The organism is Streptomyces sp. NPDC001880 (assembly GCF_053594575.1).
Genome location: NZ_JBSFET010000061.1, coordinates 21,681 through 37,213 on the forward strand (window position 1 = coordinate 21,681; position 15,533 = coordinate 37,213).

Here is a 15,533-nt window from a genome sequence, read left to right on the forward strand (position 1 = left end):
TGACGTGAGGCGAGCACAGCACGAAGCCCCACGACCAGGGGCTTGTCGTGGGGCTTCGAACAGTGGGTCGGCAGCGGGTGGTAGCGGGTGGTAGCGGGCTCCGGACTGCCAAAGTCACCGACGCCGGTTGTGAGCTCGGCCTGCGACCAGCGGCCCGCTACTTCTCCGGGAGGTCGGCGAAGCGGGTGAGCTTGTCAGGGTTCCGCACGATATAGACGCACTGGATGAGCCCGTCCTTGACGTCCAGCTGAACGACCGAGTCGGCCTTTCCACCCAGGAACAACAGCAGCCCCGGCCCGCCGTTGAGCTCCAGCAGCCGGGAGTCGAGATCCCCGGCATGGTCGTGGGCGACCGCGAAGAGGAAGCGGCCGACCTTGTCGGCGCTCTCGATGACCCGCAGCGGCGCCCTGGACTTTCCCCCGCTGTCCCCGACGAGCCGGACGTCGGGTGCGAGCAGGGCCAGCAACTCCTCGATGTCACCGCCCGCCGCCGCGGCGAGGAACCGCTCGGTGAGATCACGGCGGTGGGCCGGGTCGACGTCATAGCGCGGCTTGCGCTCCGCCACATGGTGTCGCGCACGTCCCGCCAGCTGGCGGACCGCGGCCTCGGTCCGGTCAAGAGCGGTGGCGATCTCCGCGTACGGAAGGCCGAACGCCTCGCGGAGCACGAAGACGGCTCGTTCCAGCGGCGACAGGGACTCCAGGACGACAAGCACGGCGACCGAGACGGAGTCGGCCAGAACGGCCCGCTCCGCGGTGTCGGGCACGGCAGGCCCGAAATCGGTCACCACCGGCTCCGGCAGCCACGGCCCGACGTACGCCTCACGTCGCGACTGCACCTGCCGCAGCCGGTCGATGGCGAGGCGGGTAATGATCCGCACGAGAAAGGCACGCGGCTCCCGTACGTCCTCACGGGGAGCGGAGGACCAGCGGAGCCAGGCTTCCTGCACCACATCCTCGGCATCGGCGATCCGGCCCAGCATGCGGTAGGCAACGCCGGTGAGTACGGGGCGGTGGCTCTCGAAGACATCGGTCGCGGTGTCGGCTGTCACCCATCCATCCCAGCCGACCCGTCGCGCCCTGTCCAGCGCGAATCGCCTGCCCATCCTGAACTGCTGGCTACTGATCGGTAATTGTTATTGACGAGACGTCTAAGTCGCCTTCAGGCATGGCCCCTTCATGCCGGATCACCCGGGGAGCAGCAGCATGGCCACCACGGTCTCGTTCAGCGTCGACTCACCTCAAGGGCCCCGGACCGCGTCCGTGGCGCATGAACGGACCGACGCCGGCGAGCCGTTGCTTCTGCTCCACGGCATCGGCCACCACCGTCAGGCCTGGGACCCGGTGCTGTCCGTGCTCGCCGTGGAGCGGGATGTGATAGCCGTCGATCTCCCCGGCTTCGGCGTCTCGCCAAAACTGCCCGACGGACTGCCGTACGACCCGCCGGCGGTGGTCACGGTGCTCGGTGCGTTCTGCGGGGCGATCGGTCTGGACCGGCCGCGTGTGGCGGGCAATTCGCTCGGCGGTTTGCTGGCGCTGGCGCTCGGCCGGGAGAAGCCCGTGCGGTCGGTGACTGCGCTCTCGCCCGCCGGATTCTGGAGCGAGAGCGAGCGGCGCTACGCGTTCGGGACGCTGCGCGCGATGCGGCAGGCCGCATTGGCGATGCCCGTCCCGCTGATCGAGCGACTCTCCCGCAGCGCGGCCGGGCGCACCGCCCTGACCAGAACCATCTACGCCCGGCCCGGCCGGCGTTCAGCCGATGCCGTCGTCGCGGAGACTGTCGCCCTGCGCGAGACGGCCGGTTTCCACCGGACTCTCGCCGGGGGGCGGGGCACCGCGTTCACCGACGATGTGCCGGGGCTGCCGGTGACCCTCTCCTGGGGCGGCCGGGACCGGATCCTGCTGCGCAGGCAGGGCATCAGGGCCGAGCACACCGTCCCCGGCGCCCGGCTGGTCCGGCTGCCGGGCTGCGGGCATGTGCCGATGAACGACGATCCGGCGCTCGTGGCGCGCGTCATTCTCGACACCAGCCGCTGACACCGCACCCGTCGTCGAACCCTCGCTCCGGACCACTTCGTTCCGGGACAGACGCCCGACCCGAGTGCGAAGCCGAGCCGGACCAGAAGGCTGCCTTTGGCCTGCGCGATGCCGGAGGACCCGGTGCCGACGAGCGGTGCGGTGAGCACGGCGGAGACCGGGATCAGGCCGGAGAAGAGCGTGGCGCGCTCGGCGCCGATGCGTTGCATGCCCATGTACCAGCAGACGAACCCGATGACGGTGACCACGGCAGCCTGCCACAGCAGCGCAACCGCTACCGCCTGACCGGGCATCCGAAGAGGACCGCTTCCGTCGAGGACCGCCCCGAGCCATGCCGACTCGGCGGCGGCGATTCCACAGACCACGGCCGACCGCAGCTTCGGTCCGAGCGTCCGGACGACCGGCAGCTGCGCCGCTGTCAGCCCGACTGTCGCGAGCGCCGCGACACGCTCGCATCGATGCCGGCCGAGCACTTCCCGGAACCGAGTTGAGCGGGATCGTCGCAAGGCTCCACATCATCGCCGTACTGCCCGAACGGTACGGTCCGGAGCCGGTGTTCATGGCACGCGCGGCCGCAGCGGGAATCGCCCTGCGGCCGCTCGGCGACTGCGACACCGTGCCGGGCGAGGACGGGCGGTGCGCCTGGTCCTCCGCTACGCGCATCTGACGTCGTCCGACAACGAACAGGTCGTACGGCTGCTGGCGGCTGGGCGGGACACGAACGGCCCGGGTGCCGGCGGGGGACGGAGCCGGGTGTTCATCTGAGGTTGGTGTGCGCGCCGCCGACGGGAACAAGGGTGGGGCCGGTCGACCAGCCACCCGTTCGTCCCGCTGACCACTGCCCCGGAGGCGCCTCGATGTCGAACCGTCCGCGAATTCCGTCCCCCGCCCGCCGCAGTGTGCTGCGCGGTTCGCTCGCCGTGTCGGCCGCGCTCACGCTCCCGGCGGTGGGCGCCGCGGCCCCCGCCTTCGCGCTGTCCGGCCGGCCGCGTGCGGCATGGGGCGTACAGGTGGGCGATGTCACCTCGTCCTCCGCACTGGTCTGGGTACGGTCGGACCGGCCGGCCCGGATGATCGTGGAGACATCGGCGACGGAGTCCTTCCGCCGGGCCCGCGCCTGGCACGGTCCGCTCGTCGGTTCCGGCACCGACTTCACGGGAACGACGCCGCTGTACGGGCTGCCGCCGGGCGAGCAGGTGCACTACCGGGTGACACTCGCCGATCCTCAGGACCCCCGCCGCACCGGGGAGCCGGTGTACGGGACGTTCCGGACGGCACCCGCCCGGCGCCGGGACGGGGTGCGCTTCCTGTGGTCCGGCGACATCGCGGGGCAGGGCTGGGGCATCAATCCGGACATCGGCGGCTATGCGGTGTACGACGAGATGCGCCGCCTCGATCCGGACTTCTTCCTGTGCAGCGGCGACAGCATCTACGCGGACGGAGTGATCGAGCCGAGCGTGACGCTGCCCGACGGCCGGATCTGGCGCAATGTCACCACCGAGGAGAAGGCCAAGGTCGCCGAGACCCTCGCCGAGTACCGCGGGAACTTCCGCTACAACCTGCTCGATCACAACCTCCGTGAGTTCAACGCCCAGGTGCCTTCGATCGTTCAATGGGACGACCACGAGGTGCGCAACAACTGGTATCCCGGACAGATCCTCGACGACGCCCGCTACACCGAGAAGAACGTGGATGTGCTCGCGGCCCGTTCGATGCGGGCGTTCCGCGAGTACTTCCCGGTTTCCGCACTCCACGGCCGGTCCGGGGAGGGCCGGATGCACCGCGTGGTGCGGCACGGCCCGCTGCTCGATGTGTTCGTGCTCGACATGCGGTCCTTCCGCAATGCCAACTCCCCCGGCCGGCAGCCCGACGACACGACGGGCATCCTCGGTGCGGAGCAGCTCAGGTGGCTCAAGCACGAGCTGTCCCGGTCCCGCGCGGTGTGGAAGGTGATCGCCGCGGACATGCCGTTGGGACTGGTGGTGACCGACGGTGCGACGGACTTCGAGGCGGTCGCGCAGGGCGATCCGGGGGAGCCGCTCGGCCGTGAGCTGCAGATCGCGGAACTGCTGCGGTTCATCAAGCACCGCCGGATCACCGGCACGGTCTGGCTGACGGCGGACGTGCACTACACATCGGCGCAGCACTACGAGCCCGGACGTGCGGCGTTCAAGGACTTCGCGCCGTTCTGGGAGTTCGTGTCGGGGCCCCTGGCCGCGGGTCAGTTCCAGGCGAACGCACTGGACGCGACGTTCGGTCCCGACCGGGTCTTCGTGCGGGCGCCCGACCGCGCGAACGTGTCGCCGATGGAGTCGCCGCAGTACTTCGGGGAGGTCGACATCGACGGCGACAGCGGCGAGTTGACCGTACGGCTGCGGGCGCAGGGCGGGTCCGTACTCTTCAGCAAGGTGCTGCAGCCGGGGCGCGTCGGGCAGTGAAGAAGCCCGGCAGAGCGGTCCCCGGGCGATGACCGGGGACCGATTGTCAGTGGTGGGATCTACGGTTTTTCCATGACCCGATCCGTTCAGGCATTGGCCTACTCACGCCCGTCCGCCCTGGATTCCTCACAGGCGGGGCGGCTCCTCGGGCTGGAGACCTCCGGCGGTCTCACACCCCGGGGTATTGAGACGCATCCCCGGTTCTTCTCCGGCTTTCTCACCTCGCCGAGGATCGCCGCCCGAGGTCTGCTGGCCGTGGCTGACGTGGCATCCGCGCGCTACTACCGTACGGCTCTGCCCGCGTCCCTCGACCCGGTGGTCACGGGCAACGGCGACCGGTTGCGCTTCGAGTCCTTCTCCGGCTGCTGCGGGGTGTACGCACGCCTCGATGTGCTCCAGGAAGGGCTGGACGGTGCGCGTACGGACCACGGCACCACGAATGTGGATGTCAACAATCCGCTGCGGGAGGCGCTCTCGCGGATAGCGGGCGACGATCCGCTGCTCCTGCGGGTCGGCCCGGACGAGCTGGCGGTCACCACACTGGACGGCCCGGTCGTGGAGAAGAAGGTGCCACTGCCCGACCGTTGGCTGCGCGGCTTCGCAGAGGCGCAGGTGGTGTCCGCGGGTTTCGATCTGCGGGCCGAACTGCCGGCGGCCGAGGCCGTCCGATTCCTGCGTTCGCTTCCGCGTTCGGCCGGGAATGCCTCGCGGGGCGCCCAGTGGGTGATCCCGACGGGGAAGACGCTCCGTCCGACGACGCGTCCGGTGGCGGGTGCGGTGTGTCTGCCGGGTCCCGAGCGGCTGGTGGCGCTGCAGCGGGTGCTGCGCCACGGCACCGCGCTGCGGGTGTACGGGCCGGTGGCCGACGGGGCGGCGACTGCGAGCGCATGGGAGGTGGTGCTGCCGGGGATGCGCCTCACCCTGACGCTCTCGCCCGATGCCTCGCGCGGCTTCTCCGGCGAGGGCGGTGTGCTCGACGCGCTGGCCACCGACGATGCCGCGTCCGACGCCGAGCTGGTGTCCGTGCTGCTGGCCTGGGAGCCACGGATCGACCTCGCCGATCTGGCGGAGCAGTCGGGTCTCACGGTGGAGCGGGTACGGGCGGCGCTCACCCGGCTGGGGACGGCGGGCCGGGTCGGCTACGACCTGGCGGACGCATCGTACTTCCACCGCGAGCTGCCGTACGACGCCGACCGGGCCGAACGGCACAATCCGCGCCTGGTTGCGGCCCGGCAGCTGGCCGGATCGGGTGCGGTCGTCATCGACGGGGACACGGCTGCCGTGACCTCGGGTCAACGCCGCTATCAAGTGAGGGGGAAGGACGGAATGCTCAGCTGTACCTGTCAGTGGTGGGCGGACCATCGCGGGCGGCGGGGCCCGTGCAAGCACGCCCTGGCCGTCCGCATGGTCCGTCGCGGTGCGCCGGTTGCCGGAGGTGCGGCATGAAGGAGCTGATCACTGCCGTCCGGGAAGCGCGCACCAGGGACGTGCCCGCCCTGCTGGCCGAGCTGGACCGTGCGGGACGCAGGTCGGCGCTGGCGGAGCTGAAGGCGCTGCGCAAGGAGGCCCGCAGCTGGCCCTGGGACAAGCAGGACAAGATCCGCAAGGCCCTGCTGGTCGCGGGTGCCGGCTGTCACACGGGAGCCGCGGGCTGCGCCGCGTGGATCGGCGGCCGGGATCTGCAGGTCTGGTCACGCCCCCCCTACTCGATGCTTCTCGATGTCCTCGCGGACCGTGACCGCGAGTGGCTCGGTGACGTCGCGCACCGGCTGGCGGAACGTCCCGCGACGGCGGAGACCCTCTATGAGCTGATCACCGGGCTGGTGAAGACCTCGCAGTGCGCCGTGCCCACCGCGGACGGCTTCGTACGGGGCTGGTCCGATGCGCTCTCGGCCTCGCAGTGGCAGCAGAACAGACGACCACTGGCCGATGCCCTCCGTACGGACCCGTATCTCACCGTTCTCGTGCCGCGGCTCTTCGAGGTTGCGGAACTTCCCTCGTCGTTGCTCTGGTTCGACGAACCGGACGACCCGAGCCGATGGCATGTGGCGCTCGCCCTCCTCGCGGACGAGGGTCTGTTGGAACGGGCTTCGCTCGTCGACGCCGGTGTGGCCCGGCTGATCCGTGGCGGAAAGCCCGGCGAACTGCGGTTCTTCCTCGCTCTGTTGCGTCGGCTCGCGCTCACCCGCGAGGAGGAGGCGGAGCGAGTGGCGGACTGGACCGCCATGGCGGCGGACGGGATCTCCACCGTGGCCGGCCACGCCCAGGAGGTGCTCGCCCGGCTGGACGAGCACGGCGAGCTGCCCGTCCGGTCCCTGGTGGACGTCTCGGGTTCGCTGCTCTTCCGCCCGGAGAAGAAGCTCGTCCGCGCCCAACTGGTGCTGATCGGCAAGAAACTGCGCCGCGATCCATCGGCGGCCGGGGAACTCCTGCCCGTCGTCGCCGAGGCCTTCGGGCACGCTGACATAGACATCCAGGAGCGGGCCTTCAAGCTCGTCGCGCGGCACCTGCCCACCGTGGACACGGCGGTGCGCGAGGAAACCGCCCTGTCCGCCTCGCTGTTGGGTCCGGCGCTCCGTTCCGCGGCGGCCGAGGTGTTCGGAGACCTGATGGACGACCGGTCCGTGGCGGAGCCGTATGTGGAGCTTCTGCCCTCCGCCCCGGTCCCTCGACGTGTCGAAGCGGCGCCTGCGACACTGCCCGAGCTCATCGAGGAGCTGGTGGTCCTGGCGAGAACGGCGTCACGGGATGCCACCGCTTTCGAGCGGGCGCTGGACGGGCTGGTCCGCCATTCCCGCGCCGACCGGCCCGCGTTGACCGAGGCGTTGCGGGGCGCCCTGGCCGGCAGTTGGTGGCTCGTCGACGAACCGCAGTCGAGGGTCGAGCAGCGGCTCCGCTCGGAGGCGGGAATCACGCTGGTCCTGGCCGTGCTGCTCGGCCGGGTGCCGGTGCAGGCGGTACAGGAGGGGCGTGCGGCCTGGGCCGGCAGCAGTGTCTGTGTCCATGCAGCGCTCAAGGGAGTGATGAAGGCCCGGCTGTGGGAAGCCGCCGACGCCGTGCTGACCGGCAGTGCACCATTCCTGCTGGCCCTCCCGACCTGGCACACCGGCTCGATCGACCCTGCCGTCCTGGTCGAGCGACTGCGCATGTATCAGCAGCTCGGAGCCCGGCCCGGGGAGGCCGACTTCGCGCAGGCCCTGCTGCGTGTGCGGCGCGGCGGTCACCAGGAGGCGGCAGCGGCGGCCGAGGCAGCCGCCGGGCTCGGCACCCCGGAGGGCGACCGGCTGGCCGCCTGGCTGCGGATCGACCGGCCGCTCGCGGCCGTCCACCGGTTCGACCTGGACAGACAGGAGTCCGCCGCCCGCGGCTGGGTGGAGCGGCAGCCGGCCGACTGGACCCGGCGGGCCCTGATGGCGAGCGAGGAGAACCCGCTCATCCAGCAGGAGTTCCCGCGCTCCTTCCACTGGCTGGGCAGCGCGCACACCCCGCGTCATCGCACCTGCGACCATTGGAACGATCACTCCGACTCCTGGATCGCCACCCTGCCCGAGGACAGCGAGACGCTGACCGCGTGGCTGCTGCCGGCTATCGCGACGTGTGTCACCGATGAGATGAGGGATGCGGCGCGGCCGCTTCCCGGGCTTGCCGAACTGGCCGGTCCGGCCGCCGAGGCCACCCATCTGGCCGTGGGGTACGCGCTGGGTGCCCGGTATCCGGAGGACCGGCTGTCGGGGGTGGATGCCCTGCTGATGCTCGCGGCTCAGCAGCGGCTGGACGCGGCGCTGCTCGGCGAGCAGCTGGCACTCCTCGTCGGTCACAGACTGGTGAAGCTCAATCGCCTCGCGGACTCCGCCCGCACCGCGGCCGCCACGGGCGCGTACCGGACGGTGCTTTCCGTGCTGACCCCCGTTCTGCCGGGACTCCTGGCCGACAGGAAAGCGACGGCGCGTGGGCTGAGCGACCTGCTCTCCGTGGCCGCCGAGTGTGCGGAGCACTGCGGTGCGGTGGGTGGTGGCGAGCCGATACCCGGGCTCGCCGAAGCAGCATCGCGCGGGGGATCCTCGCAGCTGGTACGTCAGGCCGCACGCCTGAAAGCCGCCTGGGAGCAGAGCTCGGGTCGGGCGTGACGAACACCCCTACCAGACATACCAAATCGACCGAAAGTAATCGATAAGGGACTAGATCCACACTTAACCCATCAGTCACAGAGCGTTCGTGACCAGGCAACAAGGCTCGGTCAGAGTGAATCCATGACTGATGTGACATCCACGAAGACCGCCCGCCGCTCCCACCACTGGCGGCGGGACGTGACGGAGCTGGCCGCGCTGTTCACCGCGGTCGCGGTGGCCGACGCCATCGCGAACCTGATCGGGCACCAGCCGGATGGACCGTACCTGCTGGTCGCCTCGGCCGTCGCTCTGGCGGTGACGGCCGGGTTCCACACCTGGTGGGCACGGCGGCACAGTCACGCTCCGCCGCCGACCGGCACCGACCCCCTCGCCGAGGGAGACGGCCACGGCAACCACACAGACCTGCCCCCGTCCCAGGTCCATGCCCCGGCCCCGGCTGCCGAGGACACAGTGCTGTGGCGGATGCGGACCACGGTGCGGGACGCCCCCGGCAGCCTGGCGGTGCTGTGCGGCGCCCTTGCCCACCTCCGGGTCGACATCCTCACCCTGCAGACGCACCCGCTGGCGCAGGGCACGGTCGACGAGTTCCTGCTGCGGGCACCCGCCTCGCTCCCGGCCCCGCAGCTGAGCCGGGCGGTTTCCGCCGCCGGGGGCGGTTCGACCTGGATCGAACGGGCCGACGCACACGATCTGGTCGACGCCCCGACGCGTGTCCTGGGCCTCGCCACCCGCACCGCCCTCGACGCGGCCGAACTCCCCCTGGCCCTGCGGCAACTGCTCGGCCGTTGCACCATCCACTCGCTGCCCGCCGTCCCGGTCACCGGCCGCGAGACCGGTGCGACCGCGCCCGTCGAAGGAGCGCTGGAGGAGACGGTGATGCGGCTGCGCGTCCCGTCCGGAGGCGCCATCACGATCGAACGGCCCTGCCTTCCGTTCACACCGGCCGAGTTCGCCCGGGCCCGTGCGCTGGTCGAGCTCGATGCCCGGCTCGGCCCCCGCGTCCCGCGCAGCGAGCACGTGCTCACGCTGCCCGAGGGCAACGAGATCACGGTGCGCCGCGCGGGCCAGGACGACCTCCGCGCAGCACGTGCGATGCACGACCGCTGCTCCGAGCAGACGCTGCGGCTGCGGTACCACGGGCCGGTCCACGACGCCGACCGCTACCTGGACCACCTGCTGAGTCCCCGCTTCGGCCGCACGCTCGCCGTGCAGACGGCCTCGGGCCGGCTGGTCGGACTCGGTCACCTCCTCTGGGACGGCGACGAGACCGAGGTCGCCCTCCTCGTCGAGGACGACTGGCAGCGCCGCGGCATCGGCTCGGAACTCCTCGGCCGCCTGGTGGCACTCGCCATCGAGGCGGGCTGCGAGAGCGTCTACGCCGTCACCCAGCCGTCCAATACCGGCATGGTCGCGGCCATGCGCACGCTGTCCCTGCCGCTGGACTACCAGATCGAGGAGGGCACCCTGGTCATCACCGCCCGGCTGGATGCGACACCGGTCCGCTCACTGCCCCCGTACGAGCAGGCCGGCCGCTGAATCCCCGGATGCCTCGGACTCCCGTCCGGCCTCCTGCGAGCTCAGCGCCTGGCACAGGTCGGCCCACAGGTCCTCGACGTCCTCCAGGCCGACCGACATGCGCAGCAGCCGGTCCCCGACACCGGAGGACCGCCGGTCTCCCTCATCCACGATGCGGTGGCTGATGGAGGCCGGATGCTGGATCAGGGTGTCCACACTGCCGAGGCTCACCGCGGGCGTGATGAGCCGCACGGACGAGATCACCCGGTGCGGATCCCCGTACACCTCGAAGGAAACCATCGCTCCGCCCACCCTCGGGTAGTGGACCCTGGCGATGCGCGGATCGGCGGTCAGTCTGCGGGACAGTTCGGCGGCGCTCGCGGACGCCGCCCGTACCCTTACGGGAAGCGTGGCCAGTCCGCGCAGCAGCAGATATCCGGCCATCGGATGCAGTACCCCGCCGGTGGCGAAACGTACCTGTCGCAGACGGGCCGCGAACTCCTCGTCGCAGGCGACGACCCCACCCATCACGTCACCGTGCCCGCCGAGGTACTTGGTGGCGCTGTGCAGCACGATCCGGGCACCATGCTCGACGGGCCGCTGGAGCACCGGGGTCGCGAAGGTGTTGTCGACGAGCAGCGGCACGGAGCCGCAGGAATGCGCGACGGCACTGATGTCGACCTCGGCGAGCGTCGGGTTCGCGGGCGTCTCCACCATCACCAGACCGGTGTCCGGGCGGATCGCTTCCGCGATGCCCGCCGGATCGGTCCAGGTCACCTCCGTACCCAGCAGCCCGGCGCCGAGCAGATGGTCGCTGCAGCCGTAGAGCGGCCGGACGGCGACCACATGCCGCAGCCCCATGCTCGCGCGGACCAGCAGCACGGCGGTGAGCGCCGCCATTCCGCTGGCGAACGACACGGCGCTCTCGGTCCCTTCGAGCCGGGCGAGGGCGGTCTCGAAGCGGGCCGTCGTCGGATTGTCCAGGCGCGAGTAGACCGGCGGCCCTTCGAGCCTGGCGCCGGTGGTGGCGAAGGTGTCGATCCGCTCCGCCTCACCCCTGGAGTCGTACGAGGGGTAGGTGGTGGACAGATCGATCGGCGGGGCGTGCAGACCGAGGGCCGCGAGATCGTCGCGGCCCGCGTGCACGGCTTCGGTGGCCAGTGCCCTGGACCGGGTTGTCGTCGAGGGCGCCATCAAGGATTCGGTGTCCATGTCACCACTCTGAACAAGCACCGGATTCACTGGATCATCTCCCGTGCTACGTTCGACAGATGGCCGATTCTGTCGCTCTCGATCCGGTGGATCTGCACATTCTGCGGCTGTTGCAGAACGACGCCCGGACCACCTACCGCGAACTGGCCGCCGAGGTCGGCGTCGCACCGTCGACCTGTCTGGACCGGGTCAGCAGGCTGCGCCGGTCAGGCGTCATTCTCGGCCAGCAGTTGCGTCTGGACCCGGCGCGGCTCGGCCGGGGTCTGGAGGCGCTGCTCTCCGTCCAGGTCCGGCCGCATCGCAGAGAGCTCATCGGCCCGTTCGTCGAACGGATCAGGACGTTGCCGGAGTCCCGCGCACTGTTCCATCTGACCGGCCCGGACGACTATCTGGTGCATGTCGCGGTCACGGGCACGGCCGATCTGCAACGCCTGGTACTGGACGAGTTCACTTCGCGCCGCGAAGTGGCCCGGGTCGAGACCAGGCTGATATTCCAGCAGTGGGAGTGCGGTCCGCTGCTGCCGCCGCCCGCTGAATCGGCGGAGTCAGGCCACTGAGGCCGAATGATGATGACGCGGAGGCCTCCGTCGTACAAGGATGTCCGCATGTCACATACTTCCAGCAGCGCGCTGCCCCGCCAGGTCGCCGACGCCTACGTCGACGCATTCATCGAACTCGATCCGATCGCCGGCACCTACCTCGGTGTCGCGGAGAGCTCGCGCCGCCTTCCCGACTTCTCCCCCGCCGGGCAGGATGCTCTTGCCGAGCTGGCCCGCACCACGCTGGCGAATCTCGATGCCGCCGAACAACTGCCCGGCGCGGACAGCGATGCCGAGCGCCGCTGCGGCCGGCTTCTGCGCGAGCGCCTCACGGCCGAACTCGCCGTTCACGAGGCCGACGAGGGACTGCGCAAGGTCTCCAATCTGTTCTCCCCGGCGCACAACGTCCGCGAGGTGTTCACGGTGACACCGACCGAGACCGACGAGGACTGGGCGGCGATCGTGGACCGGCTGCACGCGGTTCCCGCCTCGCTGGAGGGCTATCGCGAGTCCCTCGCACTCGGCCTGGAGCGCAAGCTGTACGGCGGTCCGCGCGCCACCGCCACCTTCGTCGGCCAGCTCGACGAGTGGGCGGGCGACGGCGGTCCGGGCTTCTTCCAGGAGTTCGTGGCCGCCGGCCCCGCGGGGCTGCGTGCCGATCTGGACGAGGGTGCCCGGCTGGCCACGGAGGCGGTCGTGGCGCTTCGCGACTGGATGCGCGACGTGTACGCCCCCGCGATCGAGGGCGCCGCGGACACGGTCGGCCGCGAGCGGTACGCCCGCTGGTCGCGCTACTTCAACGGCACCGATCTGGATCTCGACGAGGCGTACGCGTACGGCTGGTCCGAGTACCACCGGCTGCTCGCCGAGATGAAGACCGAGGCCGAGAAGGTGCTGCCCGGCGCCGGCCCCTGGGAGGCGCTGGCCCATCTCGATGTGCACGGCAAGCACATCGAGGGGGTCGACGAGGTCCGGGCCTGGCTGCAGAACCTGATGGACGAGGCGATCGAGGCGCTCGACGGCACGCACTTCGAACTCGCCGAGCGCGTGCGGAAGGTGGAGTCCCGAATCGCCCCGCCCGGCGGTGCCGCGGCCCCGTACTACACGGGCCCCTCCGAGGACTTCTCGCGCCCCGGCCGCACCTGGCTGCCCACGATGGGCGAGACCCGCTTCCCGGTGTACGACCTGGTGTCCACCTGGTACCACGAAGGTGTGCCGGGCCATCACCTCCAGATCGCGCAGTGGACGCATGTCGCCGACAGCCTGTCCCGCTACCAGGCGTCGATCGGCGGTGTCAGCGCCAACGCCGAGGGCTGGGCGCTGTACGCGGAGCGGCTCATGGACGAGCTGGGCTTCCTGCCGGACGCGGAGCGTCGCCTCGGCTATCTGGACGCGCAGATGATGCGGGCCTGCCGGGTGATCGTGGACATCGGTATGCACGCGGAGATGGAGATCCCGGCGGACTCCCCGTTCCACCCCGGCGAGCGGTGGACGCCCGAGCTGGCCCAGGAGTTCTTCGGCAACCACAGCGGTCGTCCCGCCGACTTCGTGGAGAGCGAACTGACTCGCTATCTCTCGATGCCGGGACAGGCCATCGGCTACAAGCTGGGCGAGCGCGCCTGGCTGCTGGGCCGGGAGAACGCCCGCAAGGCGCATGGTGACGCGTTCGACGCCAAGGCCTGGCACATGGCCGCCCTGTCGCAGGGTCCGCTCGGACTCGACGATCTCGTCGACGAGTTGTCCAAGCTCTGAGGCGGTCCCGCGGCGGCCGGGCTAGGTTCCCACCATGAGCCCGGCCGCCGAGCGCCGTTGCGGCCCGGACGACATCGGGGTGGTCAGCGGTTGTGCCGCCGTGGTCGACCCGGAGCGGCTCGGGCCGCCGGTCCTCGCTCTGGTACGGCTGTGTTACCCGAACGGCCGCTACAAGCCGTTCCACGATCTGCTCGACACGGCTCCTGAGATCGTGGCGCCCCCATGTCACCGGTGACGACTGCTTCGTACTGAGGGTCACCACCCCCTCGACGAGGCACCTGGAGGAGGTCATGGGCAGGATCGGCACCCTGGGGTCGGTGACCACGAGCGTCGTCTGCTCCGCACCGCTCCCCCGCCGCGCCATCAGCCGCCGATCCAGGAGCTCTCGTTCGGATCACGCCGGGCTCGCGTGCCCGGTGCCGCACCTCGCCGCGGTGTCGTCGGCCGCCAGGGCTCCGCCCGGACTCCCTCCTCCGCCTTGCGATGCACAACACCGGACCCCGCTCCTGATCCGGCCTCATTCAAATGAAAGGCCCCGGCCGGCGGCGCGGTGCCGTACCGCCGAACCCCGCCGCTCCTTCACCACTTCGAGCTGTGCGGGGATGCGACGGCGCAGGTCGCCGACGTGGCTGACGATGCCGACGCTGCGGTCCCGTTCGCGCAACGAGTCCAGTACGTCGAGCACTTCATCGAGAGTCTGGTCGTCCAGACTGCCGAAACCCTCGTCGATGAAGAGGGTGTCCAGCCGGACACCGCCCGCTTCGTCGGTGACGACATCGGCGAGGCCGAGCGCGAGGGCGAGCGAGGCGAAGAACGTCTCGCCGCCCGAAAGGGTCGCCGTGTCGCGCTCGCGGCCGGTCCACGCATCGACGACATGCAGCCCGAGTCCCGATCGGCGGCCTCCGGTGCGGGCGTCGGAGTGGACCAGTGTGTAGCGGCCGGACGACATGCGCTGGAGCCGTGCGGTGGCCGCGGCGGCGACCTGTTCGAGCCGGGCGGCGAGTACGTACGACTCCAGTCGCATCTTGCGTTCGTTGTCCGCGGAGGTGCCCGCGGTGAGTCCGGCCAGCCGCGCCACCCGGACGTACTCCTCGCGCAGCGGTCCGAGTCGGTGTACCTCGTCCGCCGCCCCGCGCGAGAGCCGGCCGAGTTCGGCACAGCGTTCGCGCGCGGCGAAGAGCGCTGCGGAGGCGTCCCGCAGCAGGCGCTCGGCCGTGTCGTACGCGGTCTGCGCGGCCTCCACGGTCGCCTGGGGACGATCGGCCGCGGCCCGGGTCTCCGTCTCGGTCAGCCGGTCGGCGACCGCCGCCGCCTCGGACTGCCAGGCGTCGACGAGCCGTTGGAGTTCGCGCTGCGCGGCATCGTCGAGAAGGGTCTCGGCGGCGGCCTGCGGGGTGTCGAACCCGGCCCGGAACGCTGCGTCCGCGAGCCGGTCGTCCGCCTCCTTGCGGCGCTGTGCGGCTGTCTCCTCGGCCCGTACCGCCTCAGCGGCCTCTGCGAGCAGGGCGACCCGGCGTTCCAGCAGCGCGGCGTGTTCGGCCACGCTGCCGAAGTCGCCGCGCGCGGTCGCCAACTCGGCTTCCAGCGCCGCCTGTTCACGGTCCAGGCCCTCACGCAGGGACGTGCGGGCGGCGGCTCGGCGTTCGGCGAGCTGCCGTCCGTCGAGACGTTCGGCCTGTTCCCGCTCGGCTGCTGCGAGGGCCTCGCGCGCGGTGTGCATGCCCGCCGCGGTGCGGTGGGCCTCGACATGCCTGACCGTCAACCGGTCGACGAGCACGCCGAGTTCGGCGACGGTGGGGTCGGCGTCGGGCCCGGCTCCAGGAGACCAAGGCCGTGCTGAACGAGGCCTCCATGATGAAGTTCCTGGAGGAGAAGATCCGTTCGCTGGGGACGGCCGCCTGCCCGCCGTAC

The 15,533-nt window shown here is 71.0% G+C and carries 10 protein-coding genes and 2 pseudogenes; 9 read left to right on the forward strand and 3 right to left on the reverse strand.

Translation table 11 applies throughout. The features are described from left to right. Nucleotides 1-157: 157 nt before the first annotated feature. Nucleotides 158-1,051 (reverse strand): RNA polymerase sigma factor SigJ, encoded by an 894-nt coding sequence (sigJ, locus tag ACWCQ6_RS26175; RefSeq protein WP_451093123.1) that lies wholly within the window; start codon nucleotides 1,049-1,051, stop codon nucleotides 158-160. A 154-nt stretch (nucleotides 1,052-1,205) separates the two neighbouring features. Between sigJ and ACWCQ6_RS26180 the strand changes: the two genes are divergently transcribed. From ACWCQ6_RS26180 to ACWCQ6_RS26205, 6 genes are all read left to right on the forward strand, one after another. Further along, on the forward strand, nucleotides 1,206-2,036 hold the full coding sequence (locus tag ACWCQ6_RS26180) for an alpha/beta fold hydrolase (protein ID WP_451093125.1): 831 nt from the start codon (nucleotides 1,206-1,208) through the stop codon (nucleotides 2,034-2,036). A 487-nt stretch (nucleotides 2,037-2,523) separates the two neighbouring features. Continuing rightward, the gene (locus ACWCQ6_RS26185; RefSeq protein WP_451093127.1) at nucleotides 2,524-2,703 is read left to right on the forward strand and encodes a hypothetical protein; all 180 of its coding nucleotides are present in this window, start codon (nucleotides 2,524-2,526) and stop codon (nucleotides 2,701-2,703) included. A 190-nt stretch (nucleotides 2,704-2,893) separates the two neighbouring features. After that, entirely contained in the window at nucleotides 2,894-4,474 is a 1,581-nt protein-coding gene (locus tag ACWCQ6_RS26190; RefSeq protein WP_451093129.1) for an alkaline phosphatase D family protein, read from the forward strand. Between the two features lie 72 nt (nucleotides 4,475-4,546). Beyond that, complete coding sequence (locus tag ACWCQ6_RS26195; RefSeq protein WP_451093131.1) at nucleotides 4,547-5,920, forward strand: SWIM zinc finger family protein; 1,374 nt, start codon at nucleotides 4,547-4,549, stop codon at nucleotides 5,918-5,920. Continuing rightward, the gene (locus ACWCQ6_RS26200) at nucleotides 5,917-8,601 is read left to right on the forward strand and encodes a DUF7824 domain-containing protein (protein ID WP_451093133.1); all 2,685 of its coding nucleotides are present in this window, start codon (nucleotides 5,917-5,919) and stop codon (nucleotides 8,599-8,601) included. The genes ACWCQ6_RS26195 and ACWCQ6_RS26200 overlap by 4 nt, the downstream gene beginning before the upstream one ends. Before the next feature lie 123 nt (nucleotides 8,602-8,724). Beyond that, complete coding sequence (locus ACWCQ6_RS26205; RefSeq protein WP_451093135.1) at nucleotides 8,725-10,140, forward strand: N-acetyltransferase family protein; 1,416 nt, start codon at nucleotides 8,725-8,727, stop codon at nucleotides 10,138-10,140. On the opposite strand, the gene ACWCQ6_RS26210 is transcribed toward ACWCQ6_RS26205, so the two are convergent. Next, nucleotides 10,108-11,331 carry a trans-sulfuration enzyme family protein gene (locus tag ACWCQ6_RS26210; RefSeq protein ID WP_451093137.1) on the reverse strand — a complete coding sequence of 408 codons (1,224 nt, stop codon included), beginning with the start codon at nucleotides 11,329-11,331 and terminating at the stop codon, nucleotides 10,108-10,110. The two genes, ACWCQ6_RS26205 and ACWCQ6_RS26210, sit on opposite strands and share 33 nt — an antisense overlap. Before the next feature lie 59 nt (nucleotides 11,332-11,390). Between ACWCQ6_RS26210 and ACWCQ6_RS26215 the strand changes: the two genes are divergently transcribed. The 3 genes and pseudogenes from ACWCQ6_RS26215 to ACWCQ6_RS26225 all read left to right on the forward strand — a co-directional run. After that, complete coding sequence (locus ACWCQ6_RS26215; RefSeq protein WP_451093139.1) at nucleotides 11,391-11,888, forward strand: Lrp/AsnC family transcriptional regulator; 498 nt, start codon at nucleotides 11,391-11,393, stop codon at nucleotides 11,886-11,888. A 48-nt stretch (nucleotides 11,889-11,936) separates the two neighbouring features. Further along, entirely contained in the window at nucleotides 11,937-13,622 is a 1,686-nt protein-coding gene (locus tag ACWCQ6_RS26220; protein ID WP_451093141.1) for a DUF885 domain-containing protein, read from the forward strand. A 34-nt stretch (nucleotides 13,623-13,656) separates the two neighbouring features. Further along, a pseudogene (locus ACWCQ6_RS26225) lies at nucleotides 13,657-13,993 on the forward strand (Lrp/AsnC family transcriptional regulator); the annotation flags it as partial. Nucleotides 13,994-14,139: 146 nt separating this feature from the next. Here the strand turns inward: ACWCQ6_RS26225 and ACWCQ6_RS26230 are convergent. After that, nucleotides 14,140-15,420 (reverse strand): annotated as a pseudogene (locus ACWCQ6_RS26230) (SbcC/MukB-like Walker B domain-containing protein); the annotation flags it as partial. Nucleotides 15,421-15,533: the final 113 nt, after the last annotated feature.

Excerpts from the sequence above, each read along its gene's own strand:
- ACWCQ6_RS26180 (WP_451093125.1), top strand. The coding sequence starts at position 1,206 with ATGGCCACCACGGTCTCGTTCAGCGTCGACTCACCTCAAGGGCCCCGG.
- ACWCQ6_RS26190 (WP_451093129.1), top strand. The coding sequence starts at position 2,894 with ATGTCGAACCGTCCGCGAATTCCGTCCCCCGCCCGCCGCAGTGTGCTG.
- ACWCQ6_RS26195 (WP_451093131.1), top strand. The coding sequence starts at position 4,547 with ATGACCCGATCCGTTCAGGCATTGGCCTACTCACGCCCGTCCGCCCTG.
- ACWCQ6_RS26200 (WP_451093133.1), top strand. The coding sequence starts at position 5,917 with ATGAAGGAGCTGATCACTGCCGTCCGGGAAGCGCGCACCAGGGACGTG.
- ACWCQ6_RS26205 (WP_451093135.1), top strand. The coding sequence starts at position 8,725 with ATGACTGATGTGACATCCACGAAGACCGCCCGCCGCTCCCACCACTGG.
- ACWCQ6_RS26210 (WP_451093137.1), bottom strand. The coding sequence starts at position 11,331 with ATGGACACCGAATCCTTGATGGCGCCCTCGACGACAACCCGGTCCAGG.
- ACWCQ6_RS26215 (WP_451093139.1), top strand. The coding sequence starts at position 11,391 with ATGGCCGATTCTGTCGCTCTCGATCCGGTGGATCTGCACATTCTGCGG.
- ACWCQ6_RS26220 (WP_451093141.1), top strand. The coding sequence starts at position 11,937 with ATGTCACATACTTCCAGCAGCGCGCTGCCCCGCCAGGTCGCCGACGCC.